A 19,026-nucleotide genomic window follows, 5' to 3' on the forward strand; every position below is an offset into this window, starting at 1 on the left:
GGGTCGACGGGCCAGTTGCCCGTCGCCGCTCAGCTCGACCCGGCCGAGGCCGGGTACACCGGTGGCCCGGGTCGACATCGACCCGGGCCACCGGCCTTGCCAGCTCGTGCCGACGCTCGGTCGGCCAGCTCAGACGATCAGTCGGCCAGCTCACGGGAGTCGCTGGTCTCGAAGACCACCAGCTCGGTGAGCTTGACCCGCAGCCGCTCACGCAGCTCATCCGGCGCGGTCTCGTTGCCACAGCAACGCGCCACCAGCGCCCGCACCTCCTGCTCCAGCCCGTACTCGCGCAGGCAGGGCCCGCACTCGTCCAGGTGGTGCCGGATCAACGAGCGGCGCTCGTCGGCGCACTCCAGATCCAGGTAGAGATACACCTCCGCGAGCACTTCGCGGCAGTCCGTCTCGTGCGGCTCCCCACAGCTCACGTCACACCTCCCGGCCGGCAGCGGCGGTCGAGCCCTTCGCCGAGCGGGCCGCACTGAAGCCCCGCTCCCCCGCGTAACGCTCGAGCAGCTTGCGCAGATTACGACGGCCCCGGTGCAGACGCGACATCACGGTGCCGATCGGCGTGCCCATGATGTCCGCGACCTCCTTGTAGGAAAAGCCCTCGACATCGGTGAGGTAGACGGCCAGGCGGAACTCCTCCGGCAACTGCTGGAGGGCCTCCTTGACGTCGCTGTCCGGCAGCCGGTCCAGTGCCTCCGTCTCGGCCGAGCGCAAACCGCTTGAGGTGTGCGACTCGGCCTCGGCGAGCTGCCAGTCGGTGATCTCCTCGGTGGGCGCCTGGATCGGCTGGCGCTGCCGCTTGCGGTAGGAGTTGATGTAGGTGTTGGTCAGGATCCGGTAGAGCCAGGCCTTGAGGTTCGTGCCCTGCTCAAACTGGTGGAAGGCCGCGTACGCCTTCAGGTACGTCTCCTGGACCAGGTCCTCTGCATCCGCCGGGTTGCGTGTCATCCGCAGCCCAGCAGCGTAGAGCTGATCGACGAATGGCATCGCGTCCCGCTCGAATCGGGCCCTGCGCTCGTCCGTCTTCTCGGTGGTCAACCGCACATCCCCTCGCGTCGGATGCTTTCCCGCCGAGGATACGCGCACGGACCTGCCCGCAGATTCACTTCCGGCCGGTGTGCCCGTGCTCACCGCACCCACCCCGCCCGGTCCCGCCGTTGCGGGCCACTCCGGGCCATCCAGCAGCCGCTTAAGCTGCCGGGCGTCCCGCTCGTCCCGTTCCAGGCTTCGTGTCTCGGTTGGCACCGGTCACCCCCTCACAGAAAAGTCGTCCGGGGGTAGTAACGCGAGATGACCACTGGGGCATTCCGGCCGACCCTCCCCGTTCCTGGTCCCGGCCCCGACGGCGGCCGGCGCTGGGACCAGGAAGGGCCTGGGAGGACTGGTGTCACCGGCTCTGCTCGGGCCGGCGGCACCATCGGATGCAACGACCCGTGCCCGCCCCGGAAACGGTCGCCCCGGCGCGCCGGCCGCGACGGGTCAGTTGGCCGCCCAGCCCTGGGCGGACAGCCAGTCGCGAACGGCGGCGGCGGTGCCGGCCGGATCCCGGCGCAGGTCGTGCGTCTCACCGGGACGGCTCACCACCTGCACGGCCGGCCCCGGGGCCGGCGTCCCGAACGGATCCCGGTCGCCGTTGACGACCAACGTCGGCAGCCCGGTGCCCAGTTCAGCGGCGCGCGAACGTTCCGGCCTGCCGGGCGGGTGCAGTGGAAAGGCCAACGCGACCACGCCCACCGCGCCCACCGCACGGGCCGTCCGACAGGCCACCCGTGCGCCGCTGGAACGCCCACCGACCACCACCGGCACGTCGGTGTGCCGGTCACGCAGCTCGGCGAGCACCGCCGTCCAGGCCTCGTCGAGGTGACCTGCCGGTGCCGGCGCACGTCGACCGGCGACCCGGTAGGGCTGCGTCACCCGGACCACCGCCAGGCCGGCCGCCACCGACGCGTCCCGGACCGCGAGCAGGTCAGGCGCGTCGACGCTCCCGCCCGCGCCGTGCCCGAGGACGAGCAGGGCGGTGGCCGGGCGGACCGGCAGGTCGCTGTCGATCCGCGCCGGACCGCGCGGGGTGTCGATCTCGTTGCTGGCTGGCACCGGCCTATTCTGCGCCGCCGGGCGGGCGTCGGGTGCGAACCGGGCCGCCGATCAGCTCAGCGGGACCAGGGCGAGCAGGCGATCGCGCACCGGCGGGCCGGCGTCGTCGATGGCGTCCGGATCGGGTTCGACAGCGCCGCGCCAGGCGACCAGCATCGCCCGTCGTTCCCGCGGCGTGGTGCCGCCCCACACGCCGTGGCAGTCACCGACATCGAGGGCCCAGGCCAGGCAGGACCCCTGCACGTCACAACTGCGACACAGCGCGACGGCGGCGTCCGCCGGCTCGTTCGGTGCCGGAAAGAATGTCTCCGGATCGACGCTCTGGCAGGTTCCTCTGGTGCGCCAAGCGTCGTCCTGTCGCCGTTCTCGCACGGCCCGCAGCAGTCGCGGATCTCGCCGCGCCGCTGCCACCTCGTGCGGGCGCGGCATACGTGCCCGTGTCATCCACCCACCTCCCCCGTGGGACCGGCAAAAGCTGTGGACGTCGTCCGCCCCGTGCGGATCGACAGCCACTACCGGCGCTGTGTTCTATCGCACTTCACAACACCGGGACAAGGGTCTGCCGGGAACATGACTGAACAGTCAGGAGACGAATCGCGCGGAACCCTGGCAAATCGGCGGCCGACGATGCGCGGCGGCGTCAGAACAGGGTCAGCTCCTGCGGTGACACCGTCGGCGCCACCGCCACCCGCGCGGTCAGCTGTGGCCCGTCGTTACGAACGTCTCCCACCGCCGCACCCACCGGACGGATTTCCAACCCCGCCAACTGCTCCGCCGATGCCGGGGTGAGCAGCCGCCCCGGCTCGTCGGTCGGCGCGAGCCACGACGACCACCGCTCAGCGGGCAGCAGCACCGGCATCCGGTCGTGCACCTCGGCCAGGTCGCCGAGCGCCGCGGTGGTCAGCACGCTGAAGGTGAGCCGGGTCTCCGCGTCGGACTCCCAGAGCGACCAGATGCCGGCCAGCGCGAGCACCGAGCCGTCCCGAGGGGTCATGAAGTACGCCTGTCGCCCGCCGTCGGGCAACCGGACCCACTCGTACCAGCCGTCGGCCGGGACCAGGCAACGGCGACGGGAGAAGGAGCCGGCGTACGCCCGGCTGGTGGCCACCGTCTCCGCCCGCGCGTTGATCATCCGAGCGGCTCCCGAGGCGGACCGGGACCAGTGCGGCAGCAGACCCCAGCGGCCGACACAGAGGCTGCGGTGCCCCTCCGGGCTGACCCGGACCAGCGGCACCGGGTCGGTCGGCGCGACGTTGTGGTCCGCCCGGACCAGGCCGTCGGAGTCGTCGGACGACTCGAACAGCGCGCTCAGCTCACCGGAGCTCCGGGTCGTCGCGTACCTGCCGCACATGGGGCACACGCTAACGCGTCGGAGGCCCCGTCGGCTGTCCCGCCAACCGGGAGTACGAAAGCCGGGCGCCGCCGCCCGCCCGCCGACACGGCAGAATGTGACCGTGGGCAACCTGACCGCGACCCGGCCGCCGCAGCCGTGGACCGCACCGACCGCATCCGACCCGGTGGCGGCGACGCTGCGCCTGCCCGGTTCCAAATCGATGACCGCCCGGGCCCTGGTGCTCAGCGCGCTGGCCGCCGGCCCGTCGACGCTGGCCCGGCCACTGCGCGCCCGTGACACCGAGTTGATGGCCGCCGGCCTGCGGGCGATGGGCGCTCACGTCTCGATCAGCGACGACGAGCGCTGGCTGGTCCGACCGCACCCGCTCGCCGGCCCCGCCCACGTCGACGTCGGGCTGGCCGGCACCGTGATGCGCTTCGTGCCACCGGTGGCGGGTCTGGCCGACGGGCAGGTCACCTTCGACGGTGACCCGTACGTGCGCACCCGGCCACTCGGCCCGCTGGTCGGCGCGCTGCGCTCGCTGGGCGTCCGGATCGACGTCACCGGCACCGGCAGCCTGCCGCTGACAGTGCTCGGCACCGGCCGGATCACCGGCGGCGAGGTCGTGATCGACGCGTCCGCCTCCAGCCAACTCGTCTCCGGGCTGTTGCTGGCCGCCCCGCGCTTCGACCGGGGCGTCGTGGTCCGCCACGTCGGCCCGCCGGTGCCCTCCGCGCCGCACCTTCGGATGACGGTGCAGATGCTGCGGGCCGCCGGCGCGGCGGTCGACGACAGCACTCCCGACGTCTGGGCCGTCGAGCCCGGTCCGCTCACCGGGCGCGGCTGGGACATCGAACCGGACCTCTCCGGTGCCGTGCCGTTCTTCGCCGCCGCCCTGGTCACCGGTGGCGAGGTGACCCTTCAGGGTTGGCCGCACAGCAGCGCGCAGCCGGTCGAGAAACTCCGCTCGCTGCTACAGCGGATGGGCGGTGAGGTCACTCTCTCCACCAACGGGCTGACCGTCCGTGGCACCGGCGTGGTGCATGGTCTGACCGCCGACCTGTCCGACGTCGGCGAGCTGACCCTGGTGCTGACCGCGCTGGCCATGCTGGCCGACTCGCCGTCTGTGTTCACCGGCGTCGGGCACATCCGTGGGCACGAGACCGACCGGCTCGCCGCGCTCGCGCGCGAGTTCGGCGGGCTCGGCGCGGACATCACCGAAACACCGGACGGGCTGGAAATCCGGCCCCGACCGCTGCGCGGCGGGGTCTTCCGCACTTACCACGACCACCGGATGGCGCACGCCGCCGCGGTTGCCGGCCTGGCCGTTCCGGGCATCGAGGTGGACGACGTGGGGTGTACCTCCAAGACCATGCCCGAGTTCCCGGCACTATGGTCAGCGATGGTGACCGGCAAGAGCTGACGCGAGAAGAGGACAGGTCCTGGCGACCAAACGGCGGGAGTACGACGAGGACGACGTGCGGGTCCGACCCGGAAAGTCGTCGCGCCCGCGTACGCGCACCCGCCCGCAGCACGCCGACGCGGTCGACGGGTTCGTCATCGCCGTCGACCGGGGGCGCTACACCTGCGTGCTCTCCGGGGCCGAACGCGGCGTTGTCGGAGCCGAGCTGCCCACGGTCACCGCCATGCGGGCCCGCGAGTTGGGCCGCAAGTCGGTGGTGGTCGGTGACCGGGTCAGCCTGGTCGGTGACACGTCGGGCGCGGAGGGCGCTCTCGCCCGCATCGTCCGGATCGCCGAACGCCGCTCGGTGCTGCGCCGCACCGCCGACGACGACGAGACCACCGCCGAGGGTCGGCTGGAACGGGTCGTGGTGGCCAACGCGGACCAGTTGGTGATCGTCAGTGCGTTGGCCGACCCACCGCCGCGCACCGGGTTCATCGACCGCTGCCTGGTGGCCGCGTACGACGCGGACGTCGAGCCGCTGCTCTGCCTCACGAAGGCCGACCTGGCCGGGCCGGAGGAGGTGCTCGGCTACTACACCGAGCTGGAGCTGCCCTACGTGCTCAACCGCCCCGACTCCGACCTCGACGCGCTCCGTGCGCTGCTGAGCGGCAAGGTGTCGGTGCTGGTCGGGCACTCCGGAGTGGGCAAGTCGACGCTGGTCAACCGCCTCGTTCCGGATGCGCTGAGAGCGGTCGGCGTGGTCAGCGCGATCGGTCGGGGCCGGCACACCTCGACCAGCGCGGTGGCGCTGCGGCTGCCACCGGTGCCCGGGATCGACACCGACCCGGGCTGGATCATCGACACCCCCGGGATCCGCAGCTTCGGGTTGGCGCACGTCTCGGCCGACAGCCTGCTGCACGGCTTTCCGGACCTTGTCGAAGGCACCGTCGACTGCCCACCGAACTGCCCCCACAGTGCCGACGAGGCCGAGTGTGGGCTGGACGCCTGGGTGGCCGCCGGTAAGGCCGACCCGCGCCGGCTGGCCTCGTACCGTCGGTTGCTCGCCTCCCGGGCCGGCGAGGGTGACTCGCGCGGCGACAGCGACCAGCGCGGCCCCGGCGAGGGTGACCGGCGCGGCCCCGACGAGTGACCCGACGGGTGTGGGCTAGGTTGCCGGCATGACCGGGTACGCCGAAGACCTCGTCCTCGCCCATCTGCTCGCCGACCGGGCCGACGCCATCGCCACGGCCCGGTTCCGCGCGCTCGACCTGCGCGTCGAGGCGAAGCCCGACCTGACCCCGGTCTCCGACGCGGACACCGCCGTGGAGCGGGAGATCCGAGCCCTGCTGGCCGAGCACCGACCGGCCGACGGGCTGCTCGGTGAGGAGTACGGCGCGCAGCCGTCGGCCAACCCGAACGGCCGCCGGTGGATCATCGATCCGATCGACGGCACCAAGAACTTCGTCCGTGGCGTGCCGATCTGGGCCACCTTGATCGCGCTCTACGACGGCGACCGGCCGGCGGTCGGCGTGGTGTCCGCACCGGCGCTCGGACGACGCTGGTGGGCCAGCGCGGGTGCGGGCGCGTTCGCCGGACCGGGTCCGGCGGCCGGCGAGCGGATCGGCGTGTCCAAGGTGCGTGGGATCCCCGATGCCAGCTTCTGTTACTCGTCGCTGAACGGGTGGGAGAGCGCCGGGCGACTCGACGCGGTGCTCGACCTGATGCGGGACAGCTGGCGCAACCGGGCGTACGGCGACTTCTACGGTTACATGCTGCTGGCCGAGGGGGCACTCGACGTGATGGTCGAACCGGAACTGTCAGTGTGGGACGTGGCGGCGCTGGTGCCGATCGTCACCGAGGCGGGTGGCACGGTCACGGATCTGACCGGAAAACCGGCCCCCGCCGGCGCTCCGGGCACCGACAGCAGCGTGGTGGCCACCAACGGTGTGCTGCACGCCGACATCCTCGCCCGTCTCAATCGACCAGCCGAGCGCTGACCCCCGGCAACCTCTATCCTCGCCAGGTGGTCTCCTCCAGTTGGTGTTTTCTCGCGGCGATGATCGTCGCGTACGGCTTCGCCAACCTGCTCCAGTCGGTGGCGGCGGCCCGCACCACGGTCCACCACACCTTCGATCCGGGCCTGCTGCTGCGCCTCGCCGGGCACCGGACGTACCTGGTCGGCCTCGGCTGTCAGATCGGCGGTTTCGTGCTCGCCTTCCTGGCCCGGCGGGACCTGCCGCTGTTCCTCGTGCAGGCCAGCGTGGCCGCCGGGCTCGGGGTGACCGCCATCCTCGGGGTGCTGGTGCTGAAGTGGCGGCTGCCGGCGGCGGAGGTGGTGCTGCTGGCACTGCTCTTCGCGGGGATCACCGCGCTGGTGCTGTCCGCCCGGCCAGCCCCGTCGAAGCAGCTCGGCACCGCCGGCTCGATCGCCCTGTTGGTGGCGCTCGGTGTGATCGCGGTGCTCGGTTTCTTCGCCGTCCGGCTGCACGGGGCGCCGGGTTCGGTGGCCCTCGGTTCACTGGCCGGGCTGGCGTTCAGCTCGGCCGCGGTCGCCGCCCGGCCACTGGCATCCGCGCCGTCCGCCGAGGCGTTCCTCGCCGACCCGCTGTTCTACCTGCTGATCGCCCACTCGATCGTGGGTCAGCTGCTGCTCGGCCTGGCCATGCAGCGCGGCTCGACGACCGCGGCGGTAGCCGCGATGGACGCCGCCGGTGCGGTGCCGGCCGCGATCGTCGGCCTGCTGCTGCTCAACGACAAGATCTGGCCGGGGCGGGAGTGGCTGGCGGCGGTCGGCTTCCTGGTCACCCTGGCCGCGGTGATCGGCCTGACCCGGTACGCCGAACCGCAGCAGCACCGCTCGGTGGCACGCCGACGGGACCCCGCCATGGTCGGTGCCGGCCAGCCGGGCTGACCGTCCGGCACCGCACCAGCGGGGCAGAGGTGTCGCAGCACCGCCGCCGACTCAGGCCTCGACCGGCTTGCGGCGGCTCACCACCCGTTCGTAGAGGCGCTCCAACGCACCGGCGGTCCGCTCCCAGGTGTAGCTGCTGCGCACCCGGTCCACCGCGGCGTGCCCGTACGCGAACCGACCGGCGTTGTCGGCGAGCAGACGGCGCAGCGACACTCCGAGTGCCCGTACGTCACCGGGGGGCACCAGACGGCCGGTGACCTCGTCGACGACGGCGTCCGCCAGGCCGCCCATCGCGTAGCCGATCACCGGCACTCCGCAGGCCATCGCCTCCAGCGAGACCCGCCCGGCCGAGGAGTAGTGCGGCGTGCAGGCGACCACGTCCGCCGACCGGTACCAGGTGGCCATCTGGTCGTGCGGCACCGCCCCGACGAGCCGTACCTGGTCGACGACGCCTAGCTGTTCGGCCAGCTCGCGCAGGCGTCGTGCCTCGGCGTGGTTGGCCAACTGGTCGGCCGGCGGCCCACCGGCGATCACCAGCTCGGCGTCACCGACCAGTCGCATCGCCCGGATCAGGTCCTCCTGGCCGTGCCCGGCGGCCAGCGAGCCCACCGAGAGGATGCGGGGCCGCTGTTCGCGCGGTGCTGCCTCACCGTCGGGATGGAACAGATCGATGTCGACGCCGGCCGGCACCAACGCGACCGAGCTGCGTTGCAGACCCATCCGGGTCAGCTCGTCGACCTCGTCGTTGGACTGGGCCACGGCGATGTCGACCGCCCTGGTCAATGCGCGCTCCAGCGTGATCCGCTGCCCCGGCCCGTCGTAGTGGCCGCCCAGGTGACGCAGCTGCTCGATGCCGAGCGAGTGGAACGTCTGCACCACCGGAATGTCGGTCTCCCGGACGGCGTGCGCGGCGGCCAGGCCACCGACCCAGTAGTGCCCGTGCACCACCTCGGGCCGCCAGGAACCCGTCCACTCGTCGGCCAGCCAGCGGCCGACCTCCGTCACGTAGGGGATCAGCTCGACGGTGGGCAGTGGGGTGGGCGGACCGGCGGGCACCTGGTGCACCTGGTAGCCGTCGACGTTCATCGTCGCCGGCAGCGTCGGGTCGTCCCGGCGCACGTAGAGCCGGACGTCATGGCCTCGCTCGGCCAACTCGGCGGCGACCCTCGCGGTGTGCTGTCGGGTGCCGACCGGCGGGCCGCCGGCGTGGCGGTAGGAACTGGCGTGCGCGCAGACGAGGCCGACGCGCATGGGTCACCTCCCTGCGATCTTTCCTCGGCGGTGGTCCTCCCGGTCAGAGCGTCCCATTAACCCCGCGACGCTGAGCCGAAACCTGGCAGATCAGGAAGAGTCAGCGCGAGTGCCACCGACACTTGCGCCACGGCAAGCACATGCGACACGCGACAGCACGGTTCGACGATGATCGACAAGCCGTGGGCGGTGTGACCAGGCCTGGCCGGGGGTACCGCTCAGGAATGCCGCTGACCCGCAGTCTCGACGATTCGACCGTGGTGATCACCGGCGCGTCCAGCGGGATCGGCACGGCGACCGCGTACGCACTGGCCCGCCGGGGTGCGGCCGTCGTGCTGGCCGCCCGCAGCGAGCCGGCCCTGCTACAGGTCGCGCAGCGCTGCCGGGAGTTGGGCGGCCGGGCGCTGGTCGTACCGACCGACGTCACCGAGTTGGAGTCGGTGCGGCGGCTGGCCGAGCAGGCGGCGGCCGAATTCGGCCGGATCGACGCCTGGGTGAACAACGCCGCGGTGAGCGCCGTGGGCCTGTTCGACGAGATCCCGGTCGCCGAGTTCCGCCGGGTGCTGGAGGTCAACCTGCTCGGGGCGGTGCACGGCATCAAGGCCGCTCTGCCCTACCTGGGCGCTGCCGGTGGTGGCGTGCTGGTCAACAACGCCTCGGTGCTGGCCGAGGTGGCCATGCCGTACCAGTCGGCGTACAACGCCTCCAAGCACGGCATCCGCGGGCTGGCCGACACCGTACGACAGGAGCTGCGGGTCACCGGTCGCGGTCACATCTCCGTCTGCACAGTGCTGCCGGCCACGATCGACACCCCGTTCTTCCGGCACACCGGCAACCACAGCGGCCGGGAGCTGATGCCGCCTCCTCCGATCTACCCGCCGGAGGTGGTCGCCGAGACCATCGTCCGGCTGCTGCGCCGGCCCCGCCGCGAGGCGTACGCCGGCGGCGCGGCCCGGCTGATCGGCCTGCAGTGGCGGCTGGCGCCCGCGCTGGTCGAGCGCACCCTCGGCTGGTACGCCCACCGCACCCAGTTCGGCCCGGGCGCCCGGGTGGACAGCAGCGGCAACGTGTTCGACGCCGATGCTCTGGCGCGCCAGGACGGAGGCTGGCACGGTCGGCGGCGGCAGTTGGTGCGGATGACCGCCGCATTCGGTCTGGCCGCCGCCGGCACCGCTGTCGGCACCCTGGCGGCCATCAACCGCCGCTCGCGGTCGGACCGCTGATGGCCGATGTCGAGCGCCCGAATGCGCTGACCGTCACTGGCGCGCACAATGGGGCGATCATGTCGAGCTGTCTCGTGGAAATCGACGAGTCGTCGGCGGTGGTCCGGCTGACCGGTGTGCTCGATGCCGCTGGCGCCGAGGCGGTGCGCGGCGCGCTGCTCGCCCGTCTGCTGGCCCGGCCCGGCCCGGTGGTGGCCGACGTGACCGGCCTACGGGTCGTCGACCCGGCCGGGCGCGGCGTCTTCGCCGACGTACGCCGGGAGGTCGCCGACTGGCCCGCCGCGGACCTGCTGCTCTGTGACCCAGCGGTCGACGGGCCCGCCCATCCGGACGCCGCGCTCGCCGGAGTGCCGGCCTGGCCGACGCTCGACGGAGCGCTGGCCGCTGTGGCGGCGACACCACTGGCGGCGGTGCTCACCGCCGAACTGGCTCCGGCGGTGGGAGCCGCCCGGCAGGCGCGCGAGCTGGTCACCACCGGTTGCGAGCGCTGGGGCATGCCGACGCTCACCGACCCGGCGTGCATCGCGATCACCGAGATGGTCAACAACGTGGTGGCACACGCCCGGACCCCGATGACGGTTCGGCTGGCACCTCAGGAGACCACCCTGCACCTGGCGGTTCGCGACCACTCCCCGCGTCAACCGACCTTCGCCGGGATCTCCCCGCCGAACCGTGCCGGCGGCCGGGGCCTGCTGCTGATCGACACGGTGACCCGTCGCTGGGGCAGCAGCGCCGTACCGGACGGCAAGGTCGTCTGGTGTGTGCTGCACCCCGACGACGAGGCCGCCTGACGGGGCTTTCGCCATCGGTGCCCGGTTCGGCGACGTACCGCCGGAGGTCGTCCGGTTATGGCGGCAGGGCAGCGGGTAGTGATCAGACATGCGCGACAACGAGTACCCGACCCCCGTGTCCGACACCGAGGCGCAAGGGCTGCCCGACACCGCCGATGACGACTCGACCGCCAACGACGACGTCCTCACCGGGCGCGAGGCGGACGGCCCGGACCCGGCCCAACTGCCTGGCGATCGGACGCCGGTGGCGGTGGACCGGTTCGGCACGACCGCCGAGGAACAGCTCGACGGTGAGTCGTTGGACTACAAGCTCGACCGCGAGGTCTACGAGCGCCCGGCGGACGACCCGCTGGCCGGCACCATCGACCCCAGGATCGCCTTCGAGGCGGACAACCTGGAAGCCGCGGCGGAGGCTCAGCTGGACGCCGACGTGATGGATCCCGGGCCGACCTCGGACCCGAACTCACCGGTCTCCCTCTACGACCACGGTCAGCTCGGCACGGTGGCCGACGCCACTGTGGGCCGCCTGGTGGAGCCGGACGAGGGGTCGCACACCGACCAGGAGACCGACTCGGTGGCGTACGACGCCGGATCGGCCGGGGGCGGAGCGACCGCCGAGGAACTGGCCATCCACGAGACGGAGCCGCCGCGCTCGGTCTGACGTCCGCTCAGTCGTCCAGACCGCGTTCGATGGCGTACCGGGTCAGCTCGACCCGGTTGTGCAGTTGCAGCTTGCCCAGGGTGTTCTGCACGTGGTTCTGCACCGTGCGGTGCGACAGGCCGAGCCGCTGGGCGATCTGCTTGTACGACATCCCCTTCGCCACCAGCCGCAGCACCTCCGTCTCCCGTTCGGTGAGCTGGGGCGTCGGGGGTTCGGCAGCGCCGGCCGGGCCGGTCCCCCGCCCCGGTCCGGCGGCCAGCCGGCGGTACTCGCCGAGCACCAGCCCGGCCAGGCCGGGGGTGAAGACCGCGTCGCCGGCCGCGGTGCGGTGCACCGCCTCCAGGAACTCGGCGGGCGCTGTCGACTTCACCAGGTAACCGGTGGCCCCGGCCTTGACCGCGTCCAGCACGCCCTGCTGTTCGCCGCTGGCGCTGAGCATCAGCACCCGTACGGCGGGCAGTGCCGCGCGCAACCCCAGGATCACCTCGACGCCGGAGATGTCGGGTAGTTGCAGGTCGAGAACGACCACGTCGGGCCGGGCGGCGGCGGCCACCCGGATGGCCTGTCGTCCCTCGCCACTGGTCGCCACCACCAGGAAACCGGCCTCGGTCAGGTCGCGGGCCACGCCCTCCCGCCACATCGGATGGTCGTCCACCACCATCACCCGGATCGGGTTCACCGCGTTGACCTCGGCACGCTCAGCTCGATCTCGGTGCCCGCCTCGGGGGCGGACACGATCCGAACCGTGCCGCCCACGTCGGTCACCCGGCCCCGGATCGACTGGGTCACGCCGAGCCGACCCTGGGCGGCCGCCTCGTCCAGCCGGCCGTCCGGGATGCCCGGCCCCTCGTCACGGATCGACACGGTCACCGTCGCCCCCTCGTCCTCGATCAGCACCCAGGCCCGCCCACCGGCGTGCCGCCCCACGTTGTCCAGTGCCGCGCCGGTCGCGGCCGCCAACTCTCCGGCCACCCGTCGGGGCAGCGGCACCGGGGTGGCCGGGGCGGAGAGCGCCACCGCCGCCGAGGCGTACCGGCCGAGCAGGGTCCGCAGGTCCACCGCCTCGCTGCCGTCCGGGAGGCTCGCGGCGGTCGGGCCGGTGCCGGCGATCAGCGCCCGCAGGGCAACCTCCTGCTCGCCGGCCAGCCGGGCCAGTTCGCCGGCCTCCCCGGGCAGGTCGGCGCCGCGCCGTTGCACCAGCGCCAGCACCTGGAGCACCGAGTCGTGAATGTCCCGGGCCAGCCGCTCCCGCTCCCGGGTGGCGGCCTCCAGCTCCACCGCGCGCTGCAACCGCTCCTGGGCGCTCACCGCGAGCCGGGCCACGTGCCCGACCACCACTCCGGCGAGCAGCATCAGGATCACCCCGGTGAACGAGGACTGACCGATCCGCTCCCGGGTGGCCAGGTCCGCGCCGGCCACCAGCAGCGCGGCGACAGTGCCCCGCCGCCGGCCACCGGAGACGGCCCAGGCCAGCACCGGGCCGGCCATCCAGGCCACCCCCAGGGTGGGTACGCCGTGGGTGAGCGCCGCCCGGCCGACCACCCACGGGGTGGCCAGCACGATGGCCACGACCACCCCGAGGTCGGCCAGCAGCAGCGGCCATCGCCGCCAGGCCGGTCGGGCGTACCCGATCGCGGTCGCGCCGGTCCAGACGATCATCAACAGGATCAGGGCACCGACGGCGTACGGGTGGGCGTACCGGTCGGCGTCGCGCACCGCGAGTGCGCAGACGTACGCAAGGGAGGCCAGCCTGAACACGGTGAGCGCACGCCACAGCGGCACCTCGAACCCACCCGGCGACGGCATGGCGGTCAGGATGCCACAACCGTGCCGGCGCACGGCGAGCAGCGAGTGCGGTTCGGGAAACCCTGACGTACGGTGGAAAAGCCGCGAAGTACTCCGAGATGCGCCGCCGGGACGGGCCCATGACGAACGCAGACCCGCACGCACCGCGTACGGTTGTGCCCATCGAACCTGCCCTCCTGATCGCCGGCGCCTTTGACCAGGCCCAGGTGACCGAGATTCGACACTCGGTCACCTCCTGCGCGCATGCCTCGGGTCTCAGTGGCCAACGGCTGGACGACTTCGTGCTCGCGATCAACGAACTGATCACCAACGCGGTACGGCACGGCGGCGGGCGCGGCTGGCTGCGGCTCTGGCACGAGCCGGGTGTGCTGGTCTGCGAGGTCGCCGATCACGGGCACGGGATCAGCCCGCAACGGCTGGGCGACCGCAGTCGGCCCGCCCCGGACACCGCCGGCGGCTGGGGCCTATGGCTGGCCCGCGAGCTGACCGACGCGATGGAGGTCGTCACCGGCACCGCCGGCACCACCGTCCGCATCACCACCGGCCTCACCAACCACAACCACACCCCGCGCTAACCCCACCCCCACCCCCACCCGCGCGCCCCCTCTGCGCGCGATCTTGCACTTACTGTCCCGACGAATCACCCGGAACCGCTCATCCCGGCGACACAAACTGCAAGATCGCGCGGGTGCCGGGGCGAAGGGCGAGGGCGGGCTAGGCGAAGAGAGCGGAGACGGATTCTCCGTTGTGGATTCGGCGCATCGCCTCGGCCAGGGCCGGGGCGACCGACAGGACCTGCAACTTGGGGACCCGCTTGGCGGCCGGGATGGGAACCGTGTTGGTGCAGACGATCTCCAGGACGCCGTCCTGGTCGCTGAGCCGCTGCAACGCGTCGCCGGAGAAGAGACCATGCGTGCAGGCGAGCCGGATCGACCGGACCTTCAGGCCCCGCAGATGCTCCATCAGCTCGACCACGGTGCTGCCCTTGGCGATCTCGTCGTCCAGCACTATGACGTCCCGGTCGGTCACGTCGCCGATCACCGCGCTGATCTTGACCAGGTCGTCGCTGAACCGCTGCTTCGCCCCGGCCGCGACCGGCGTGCCGAGCAGCCGGGCGAAGGCCGCGGCCTCCTTGGCGTTGCCCAGGTCGGGCGAGACGACAACTGTGTTGCTGAGGTCGTAGCGCCGGAAGTGGGTGGCCAGCTCCCGCAGCGCGTGCAGGTGGTCCACCGGGACGCTGAAGAAGCCGTGCACCTGCGGCGAGTGCAGGGTCATCGCGAGCACCCGGTCCGCCCCGGCCGAGGTGAGGAGATCGGCGACGAGCCGGGCGCCGATCGAGATCCGTGGCGCGTCCTTCTTGTCCGACCGGGCGTACGCGTAGTGCGGCAGCACCACAGTGATCCGACCGGCGGAGGCGCCCCGGGCGGCGTCGATCATCAGCAGCAGCTCGACCAGGTGCTCCTGCACCGGCGGCACCAACGGCTGGATCAGGAAGACGTCCCGCTCCCGGCAGTTGGCCTGCAACTGGACTTCCAGACAGTCGTTAGCGAACCGGGAGACCCGCACCGGGTGCAGGGGCACCCCCAGGTGGGCGCAGATCTCGGCAGCCAGGTCGGGATGGGCGGTTCCACTGAAAACTGCGATGTCGCGCACGTTCGCACATCGTAGGGGAAGCCGACGGCCGCCGATCGGCGGCGGGCCGGAACCCACCCACAGTGACGCCTGTCGCGCCGCGCCGCCGTCCGGGTACGGTGCTGCGGTGACCCCCCAGTACGTCGCCGCCATCGACCAGGGCACCACCTCCTCGCGGTGCATCGTCTTCGACCGGGCCGGGGACATCGTCGCCGTGGCCCAGCGCGAGCACCGGCAGATCTTCCCCCGACCGGGGTGGGTGGAGCACGACGCCGAGGAGATCTGGGACAACGTCGAGCAGGTGGTCGCCGAGGCGCTGCGGGCCGCCGGCACCGACGCGTCCGGGCTGGCCGCCGTCGGCATCACCAACCAGCGGGAGACCACAGTCGTCTGGGACCGAGCCACCGGCCGCCCGGTGGCCAACGCCATCGTCTGGCAGGACACCCGGACCGGGCCGCTGCTTCGCGAGCTTGCGTCGACGTACGGCGAGGAGCGGTTCCGGGCCCGCACGGGCCTGCCGCTGGCCACCTACTTCGCCGGGCCGAAGCTGCGCTGGCTGCTCGACGAGGTCGACGGCCTGCGCGAGCGCGCCGAGCGCGGCGAGGTGCTCTTCGGCACCATGGACAGCTGGCTGATCTGGAAGCTGACCGGCGAGCACGTCACCGACGTGACAAACGCCAGCCGGACCATGCTGATGGACCTCACGACCCTGGACTGGGCCCCGGAGCTGCTGGACGCGGTGGGTGTTCCGGCGGCGATGCTGCCGAAGATCCGCTGCTCCGCCGAGGTGTACGGCACGGCGGGCGGGGTGCTCGCCGGGGTGCCCGTGGCCAGTGCGCTCGGCGACCAGCAGGCCGCCCTGTTCGGGCAGACCTGCTTCCAGCCGGGCGAGGCGAAGTGCACCTACGGCACCGGCAGCTTCCTGCTGCTCAACACCGGCGCCAGCCCGGTTCCGTCGACGCACGGCCTGCTCACCACGGTCGCCTACCGCATCAAGGACCAACCACCGGCGTACGCCCTCGAAGGCGCCATCGCGGTCACCGGCTCACTGGTGCAGTGGCTGCGGGACAACCTCGGGCTGATCTCCACCGCTGCCGAGGTGGAGGAGTTGGCAGGCGCCGTGGACGACAACGGCGGCTGCTACGTGGTGCCGGCGTTCTCGGGGCTGTTCGCCCCGCACTGGCGCAGCGACGCCCGCGGGGTGATCGCCGGCCTGACCGGTTACATCACCAAGGGGCACCTCGCGCGCGCGGTGCTGGAGGCGTCGGCGTGGCAGACCCGCGAGGTGGTCGACGCGATGAACGCCGACTCGGATGTGGCACTGCGCCGTCTCCGGGTGGACGGCGGGATGACCGCGAACGGCCTGCTCATGCAGTTCCTCGCCGATGTGCTCGACGTGCCGGTGGTCCGTTCCCGGATCAGCGAGACCACCTGCCTGGGCGCCGCGTACGCGGCCGGTCTGGCGGTCGGCTTCTGGCCGGACCTGGCCACCCTGCGGGCGCAGTGGCGCTCCGACGCGCAGTGGGAGCCGGCCATGGCCCCGGAGCTGCGCGAGAAGGAGCTGCGCCAGTGGCGCAAGGCCGTGCAGCGCACCCTCGACTGGGTGGAGTGACCGGTCACTCCCAGCGGTTGCCGGTGAGCCTCTCGTAGACGTCGACGTAGCGAGCCCGGGTCGCCTCGACCACCTCGGCCGGCAGGTCCGGGGCGGGGGCCTGCTTGTTCCAGCCGCTGCCGGTGGCCCAGTCCCGCACGTACTGCTTGTCGTAGGAGAACTGCACCCGGCCCGGCTGGTACGACTCGGCCGGCCAGAACCGCGACGAGTCGGAGGTGAGCAGCTCGTCGGCGAGGACCAGGGTGCCGTCCGGCGCCCAACCCAGCTCGAGCTTGGTGTCGGCGACCAGGATGCCCCGGTCGGCGGCCAGCTCGGCGCCGCGCCGGTAGACGTCGAGGGTGATCTGGCGCAGCCGCTCGGCAGTCGCCTCGCCCACCTTGTCCACCACGTCGTCGTACGTGATGGGTTCGTCGTGCTCGCCCATCGGCGCCTTGCTCGACGGTGTGAAGATCGGCTCGGGCAGGATCGAGGCCTCGCCCAGCCCTCGTGGCAGTGGTACGCCGGAGACGGCGCCGGTCCGTTCGTACTCCCGCAGGCCGCCGCCGGTGAGGTAGCCGCGAGCGACGCACTCGACCGGGAGCATGTCCAGCCGCTGGCAGCGGATGGCCCGCCCGGCGAACTCGGCGGGCACGTCGGTGGCCGAGATGACGTGGTTCGGCACCAGGTCGGCGAGCTGCTCGAACCACCAGAGCGAGAGTGCGGTGAGCAGGCGGCCCTTGTCCGGGATCGGCGTCGGCAGCGCCACGTCGTAGATCGAGATGCGGTCGGAGGCGACCAGGATCAGGTCCTCGCCGTCGGCGTAGACGTCCCGAGCCTTGCCTGAGTGCAGAAGTTCCACGCGCCCTAGTACACCATGTGACATCGGAGGGGCCGAGTCGACCACCTCGCCGAGGGTGACCGGACGGACGTTGACACCTTCGTGCGCTGCCTGCGTGAATGGTCCGACCGCCACCCCCGTAGGTCCAGGAGAGCCCCGTGCCCGTTGTTCGACCCCCGCTCGACCGCCTCGGCGCCGACCCGAACCGGCGCCGACTGCTCGGCGCACTGCTCGGCGCACCTCTGCTCGCGTCCGGCGGGCTGGCGGGGTGCACCGACGGCGCCGCCACCTCGACCCAGGACGAGCCCGTCGAGCTGTCGGTCTTCTGGTGGGGTGGCACCAAGCGGGCCGAGCTCACCGAGAAGGCGCTGCGGCTCTACTCGGATCGCAACCCCCGGGTCACCTTCCGGGTCACCTGGCAGGGTGCCGACGGCTACTACGACCGACTGGCCACCCAGGCGGGCGGCGGCAACGTACCGGACCTGATCCAGATCGACGACGCCATGCTGACCGAGTACACCCAACGTCAGGTCATCCTCGACCTCACCGACCACCGCCTGGATCTTCGGGGCCTGCCGGAGGGTCTGATCCGCTACGGCACGGTGGAGGGGCGGACGATGGCGGTGGCCGCCGGGCAGACCCACGCCGTGGTGGTGTTCAACCGGGACCTGCTGCGGGAGCTGGAGATGCCGGAGCCCCGCCCCGGGATGACCTGGGCCGACTACATCTCCTGGGCCACGCAGGTCACCGAGGCCAGCGACCGCCGGGTGGCCGGCACCATGGACGGGTCGGGCGACTACCGGGCGCTCTGGCTCTGGCTGCGGTCGCAGGGCGGCGAGTTCTACCGGGGCAACCAGCTCGGCTTCGGCGCGGACGAGCTGATCGCGTGGTTCGAGTTGTGGCAGCGGGCCCGCCGGGGCCGAGCCACGCCGAGCGCGGCCCTGGTCGAGCAGGCCGACAGCGGCGAGCCGGCCCGGCAACTCGTGGTGAACGGGGTGACTGCGGCGTCCTTCGCCTGGTCGCACCAGCTACCGGAGCTGCAACGACTCACCGAGTCCGAGTTGGGCATCGTCGGCATTCCCGGCCCGCCGGGGGCTCAGTGGGCACGAGCGTCGATGTACTGGGCGGCGTTCCGCGGCACCCGCCACCCGGACACGGTCGCCGACGTGATCAACTTTTTGACCACCAATGGTGAGGTCGGCGCCGTTCTCGGCCACGAGCGTGGGTTGAACGCCAGTGCCGCGGTCCGCCGCTACGCCGAGGGCAGCATCACCGACCCGGCCCAACGACGTGCCGCCGAGTTCGGCGCCAGCATCGCCGACCTGCTCGGGCCGGCGCCGGCGCCGCCGCCCAAGGGGCACGCCAAGGTGCGCACCCTGCTGGTCACCGCCGCGGAGCGCATCCGCGTCAAGCGCGACGGCACCCGCGAGGCCACCGCGCGCTTTCTGTCCCAGGCCATCGCGGCCCTGGCGGTGTGAGCACCG

20 protein-coding genes are annotated in these 19,026 nt (G+C 72.4%); 10 read left to right on the plus strand and 10 right to left on the minus strand.

Features of this window, described 5'->3' with window-relative positions; all coding sequences use genetic code 11:
- Positions 1–137 precede the first annotated feature (137 nt).
- From rsrA to ACIA47_RS19795, 5 genes are all read right to left on the minus strand, one after another.
- Positions 138–425 carry a mycothiol system anti-sigma-R factor gene (gene rsrA / locus ACIA47_RS19775; protein ID WP_030336658.1) on the minus strand — a complete coding sequence of 96 codons (288 nt, stop codon included), beginning with the start codon at positions 423–425 and terminating at the stop codon, positions 138–140.
- A gap of 1 nt (position 426) precedes the next feature.
- Positions 427–1,251 carry a sigma-70 family RNA polymerase sigma factor gene (locus tag ACIA47_RS19780; protein ID WP_112583674.1) on the minus strand — a complete coding sequence of 275 codons (825 nt, stop codon included), beginning with the start codon at positions 1,249–1,251 and terminating at the stop codon, positions 427–429.
- A 234-nt stretch (positions 1,252–1,485) separates the two neighbouring features.
- The gene (locus tag ACIA47_RS19785; protein WP_396709665.1) at positions 1,486–2,100 is read right to left on the minus strand and encodes an alpha/beta family hydrolase; all 615 of its coding nucleotides are present in this window, start codon (positions 2,098–2,100) and stop codon (positions 1,486–1,488) included.
- A gap of 51 nt (positions 2,101–2,151) precedes the next feature.
- The gene (locus tag ACIA47_RS19790) at positions 2,152–2,544 is read right to left on the minus strand and encodes a WhiB family transcriptional regulator (protein WP_203124168.1); all 393 of its coding nucleotides are present in this window, start codon (positions 2,542–2,544) and stop codon (positions 2,152–2,154) included.
- 196 nt (positions 2,545–2,740) lie between these two features.
- Entirely contained in the window at positions 2,741–3,451 is a 711-nt protein-coding gene (locus ACIA47_RS19795) for an SOS response-associated peptidase (protein ID WP_396709668.1), read from the minus strand.
- Between the two features lie 103 nt (positions 3,452–3,554).
- On the opposite strand from ACIA47_RS19795, the gene aroA reads away from it, so the two are divergent.
- Genes aroA through ACIA47_RS19815 form a run of 4 tightly spaced genes read left to right on the plus strand, consistent with a single transcriptional unit; the run spans position 3,555 to position 7,749 of the window.
- The gene (gene aroA / locus ACIA47_RS19800) at positions 3,555–4,856 is read left to right on the plus strand and encodes a 3-phosphoshikimate 1-carboxyvinyltransferase (RefSeq protein WP_350858266.1); all 1,302 of its coding nucleotides are present in this window, start codon (positions 3,555–3,557) and stop codon (positions 4,854–4,856) included.
- 55 nt (positions 4,857–4,911) lie between these two features.
- The gene (gene rsgA, locus ACIA47_RS19805) at positions 4,912–5,988 is read left to right on the plus strand and encodes a ribosome small subunit-dependent GTPase A (protein ID WP_396709670.1); all 1,077 of its coding nucleotides are present in this window, start codon (positions 4,912–4,914) and stop codon (positions 5,986–5,988) included.
- 28 nt (positions 5,989–6,016) lie between these two features.
- A complete protein-coding gene (gene hisN / locus ACIA47_RS19810; protein WP_203124162.1) occupies positions 6,017–6,835 on the plus strand; it encodes a histidinol-phosphatase in 819 nt (272 codons plus the stop codon).
- Between the two features lie 59 nt (positions 6,836–6,894).
- Positions 6,895–7,749, plus strand: a complete 855-nt coding sequence (locus ACIA47_RS19815) for a hypothetical protein (protein ID WP_238411627.1) — start codon at positions 6,895–6,897, stop codon at positions 7,747–7,749.
- 51 nt (positions 7,750–7,800) lie between these two features.
- On the opposite strand, the gene ACIA47_RS19820 is transcribed toward ACIA47_RS19815, so the two are convergent.
- On the minus strand, positions 7,801–9,000 hold the full coding sequence (locus ACIA47_RS19820; protein ID WP_203124158.1) for a glycosyltransferase: 1,200 nt from the start codon (positions 8,998–9,000) through the stop codon (positions 7,801–7,803).
- A gap of 224 nt (positions 9,001–9,224) precedes the next feature.
- Here ACIA47_RS19820 and ACIA47_RS19825 point away from each other — a divergent pair, with 224 nt between their 5' ends.
- The 3 genes from ACIA47_RS19825 to ACIA47_RS19835 all read left to right on the plus strand — a co-directional run bounded on the left by ACIA47_RS19825 (position 9,225) and on the right by ACIA47_RS19835 (position 11,675).
- Positions 9,225–10,223, plus strand: coding sequence for an SDR family oxidoreductase (locus ACIA47_RS19825; RefSeq protein WP_396709673.1), 999 nt, complete (start codon positions 9,225–9,227; stop codon positions 10,221–10,223).
- Between the two features lie 59 nt (positions 10,224–10,282).
- The gene (locus ACIA47_RS19830; protein WP_396709675.1) at positions 10,283–11,014 is read left to right on the plus strand and encodes an ATP-binding protein; all 732 of its coding nucleotides are present in this window, start codon (positions 10,283–10,285) and stop codon (positions 11,012–11,014) included.
- 88 nt (positions 11,015–11,102) lie between these two features.
- Complete coding sequence (locus ACIA47_RS19835; protein WP_203124156.1) at positions 11,103–11,675, plus strand: DUF5709 domain-containing protein; 573 nt, start codon at positions 11,103–11,105, stop codon at positions 11,673–11,675.
- 7 nt (positions 11,676–11,682) lie between these two features.
- On the opposite strand, the gene ACIA47_RS19840 is transcribed toward ACIA47_RS19835, so the two are convergent.
- Both ACIA47_RS19840 and macS read right to left on the minus strand, forming a co-directional pair.
- A complete protein-coding gene (locus ACIA47_RS19840; protein ID WP_203124172.1) occupies positions 11,683–12,336 on the minus strand; it encodes a response regulator transcription factor in 654 nt (217 codons plus the stop codon).
- Positions 12,337–12,350: 14 nt separating this feature from the next.
- The gene (gene macS / locus ACIA47_RS19845) at positions 12,351–13,481 is read right to left on the minus strand and encodes a MacS family sensor histidine kinase (RefSeq protein WP_396709677.1); all 1,131 of its coding nucleotides are present in this window, start codon (positions 13,479–13,481) and stop codon (positions 12,351–12,353) included.
- Positions 13,482–13,600: 119 nt separating this feature from the next.
- On the opposite strand from macS, the gene ACIA47_RS19850 reads away from it, so the two are divergent.
- Positions 13,601–14,056 carry an ATP-binding protein gene (locus ACIA47_RS19850; protein WP_203126847.1) on the plus strand — a complete coding sequence of 152 codons (456 nt, stop codon included), beginning with the start codon at positions 13,601–13,603 and terminating at the stop codon, positions 14,054–14,056.
- A 139-nt stretch (positions 14,057–14,195) separates the two neighbouring features.
- Here ACIA47_RS19850 and ACIA47_RS19855 read toward each other — a convergent pair whose 3' ends face one another.
- The gene (locus tag ACIA47_RS19855) at positions 14,196–15,134 is read right to left on the minus strand and encodes a ribose-phosphate pyrophosphokinase (protein WP_203126849.1); all 939 of its coding nucleotides are present in this window, start codon (positions 15,132–15,134) and stop codon (positions 14,196–14,198) included.
- Between the two features lie 106 nt (positions 15,135–15,240).
- On the opposite strand from ACIA47_RS19855, the gene glpK reads away from it, so the two are divergent.
- Complete coding sequence (gene glpK / locus ACIA47_RS19860) at positions 15,241–16,725, plus strand: glycerol kinase GlpK (RefSeq protein WP_396709680.1); 1,485 nt, start codon at positions 15,241–15,243, stop codon at positions 16,723–16,725.
- Positions 16,726–16,729: 4 nt separating this feature from the next.
- Here glpK and ACIA47_RS19865 read toward each other — a convergent pair whose 3' ends face one another.
- The gene (locus ACIA47_RS19865; protein WP_203126851.1) at positions 16,730–17,563 is read right to left on the minus strand and encodes a phosphoribosylaminoimidazolesuccinocarboxamide synthase; all 834 of its coding nucleotides are present in this window, start codon (positions 17,561–17,563) and stop codon (positions 16,730–16,732) included.
- Between the two features lie 137 nt (positions 17,564–17,700).
- On the opposite strand from ACIA47_RS19865, the gene ACIA47_RS19870 reads away from it, so the two are divergent.
- Positions 17,701–19,020 (plus strand): ABC transporter substrate-binding protein, encoded by a 1,320-nt coding sequence (locus ACIA47_RS19870; RefSeq protein ID WP_396709682.1) that lies wholly within the window; start codon positions 17,701–17,703, stop codon positions 19,018–19,020.
- The last annotated feature ends 6 nt before the right edge of the window (positions 19,021–19,026 follow it).

This window comes from Micromonospora sp. NPDC051227 (assembly GCF_044455385.1).
GTDB lineage: Bacteria > Actinomycetota > Actinomycetes > Mycobacteriales > Micromonosporaceae > Micromonospora.

Excerpts from the sequence above, each read along its gene's own strand:
- ACIA47_RS19790 (WP_203124168.1), bottom strand. The coding sequence starts at position 2,544 with ATGACACGGGCACGTATGCCGCGCCCGCACGAGGTGGCAGCGGCGCGG.
- ACIA47_RS19795 (WP_396709668.1), bottom strand. The coding sequence starts at position 3,451 with ATGTGCGGCAGGTACGCGACGACCCGGAGCTCCGGTGAGCTGAGCGCG.
- hisN (WP_203124162.1), top strand. The coding sequence starts at position 6,017 with ATGACCGGGTACGCCGAAGACCTCGTCCTCGCCCATCTGCTCGCCGAC.
- ACIA47_RS19815 (WP_238411627.1), top strand. The coding sequence starts at position 6,895 with ATGATCGTCGCGTACGGCTTCGCCAACCTGCTCCAGTCGGTGGCGGCG.
- ACIA47_RS19820 (WP_203124158.1), bottom strand. The coding sequence starts at position 9,000 with ATGCGCGTCGGCCTCGTCTGCGCGCACGCCAGTTCCTACCGCCACGCC.
- ACIA47_RS19825 (WP_396709673.1), top strand. The coding sequence starts at position 9,225 with ATGCCGCTGACCCGCAGTCTCGACGATTCGACCGTGGTGATCACCGGC.
- ACIA47_RS19830 (WP_396709675.1), top strand. The coding sequence starts at position 10,283 with ATGTCGAGCTGTCTCGTGGAAATCGACGAGTCGTCGGCGGTGGTCCGG.
- ACIA47_RS19835 (WP_203124156.1), top strand. The coding sequence starts at position 11,103 with ATGCGCGACAACGAGTACCCGACCCCCGTGTCCGACACCGAGGCGCAA.
- ACIA47_RS19840 (WP_203124172.1), bottom strand. The coding sequence starts at position 12,336 with ATGGTGGTGGACGACCATCCGATGTGGCGGGAGGGCGTGGCCCGCGAC.
- macS (WP_396709677.1), bottom strand. The coding sequence starts at position 13,481 with ATGCCGTCGCCGGGTGGGTTCGAGGTGCCGCTGTGGCGTGCGCTCACC.
- ACIA47_RS19850 (WP_203126847.1), top strand. The coding sequence starts at position 13,601 with ATGACGAACGCAGACCCGCACGCACCGCGTACGGTTGTGCCCATCGAA.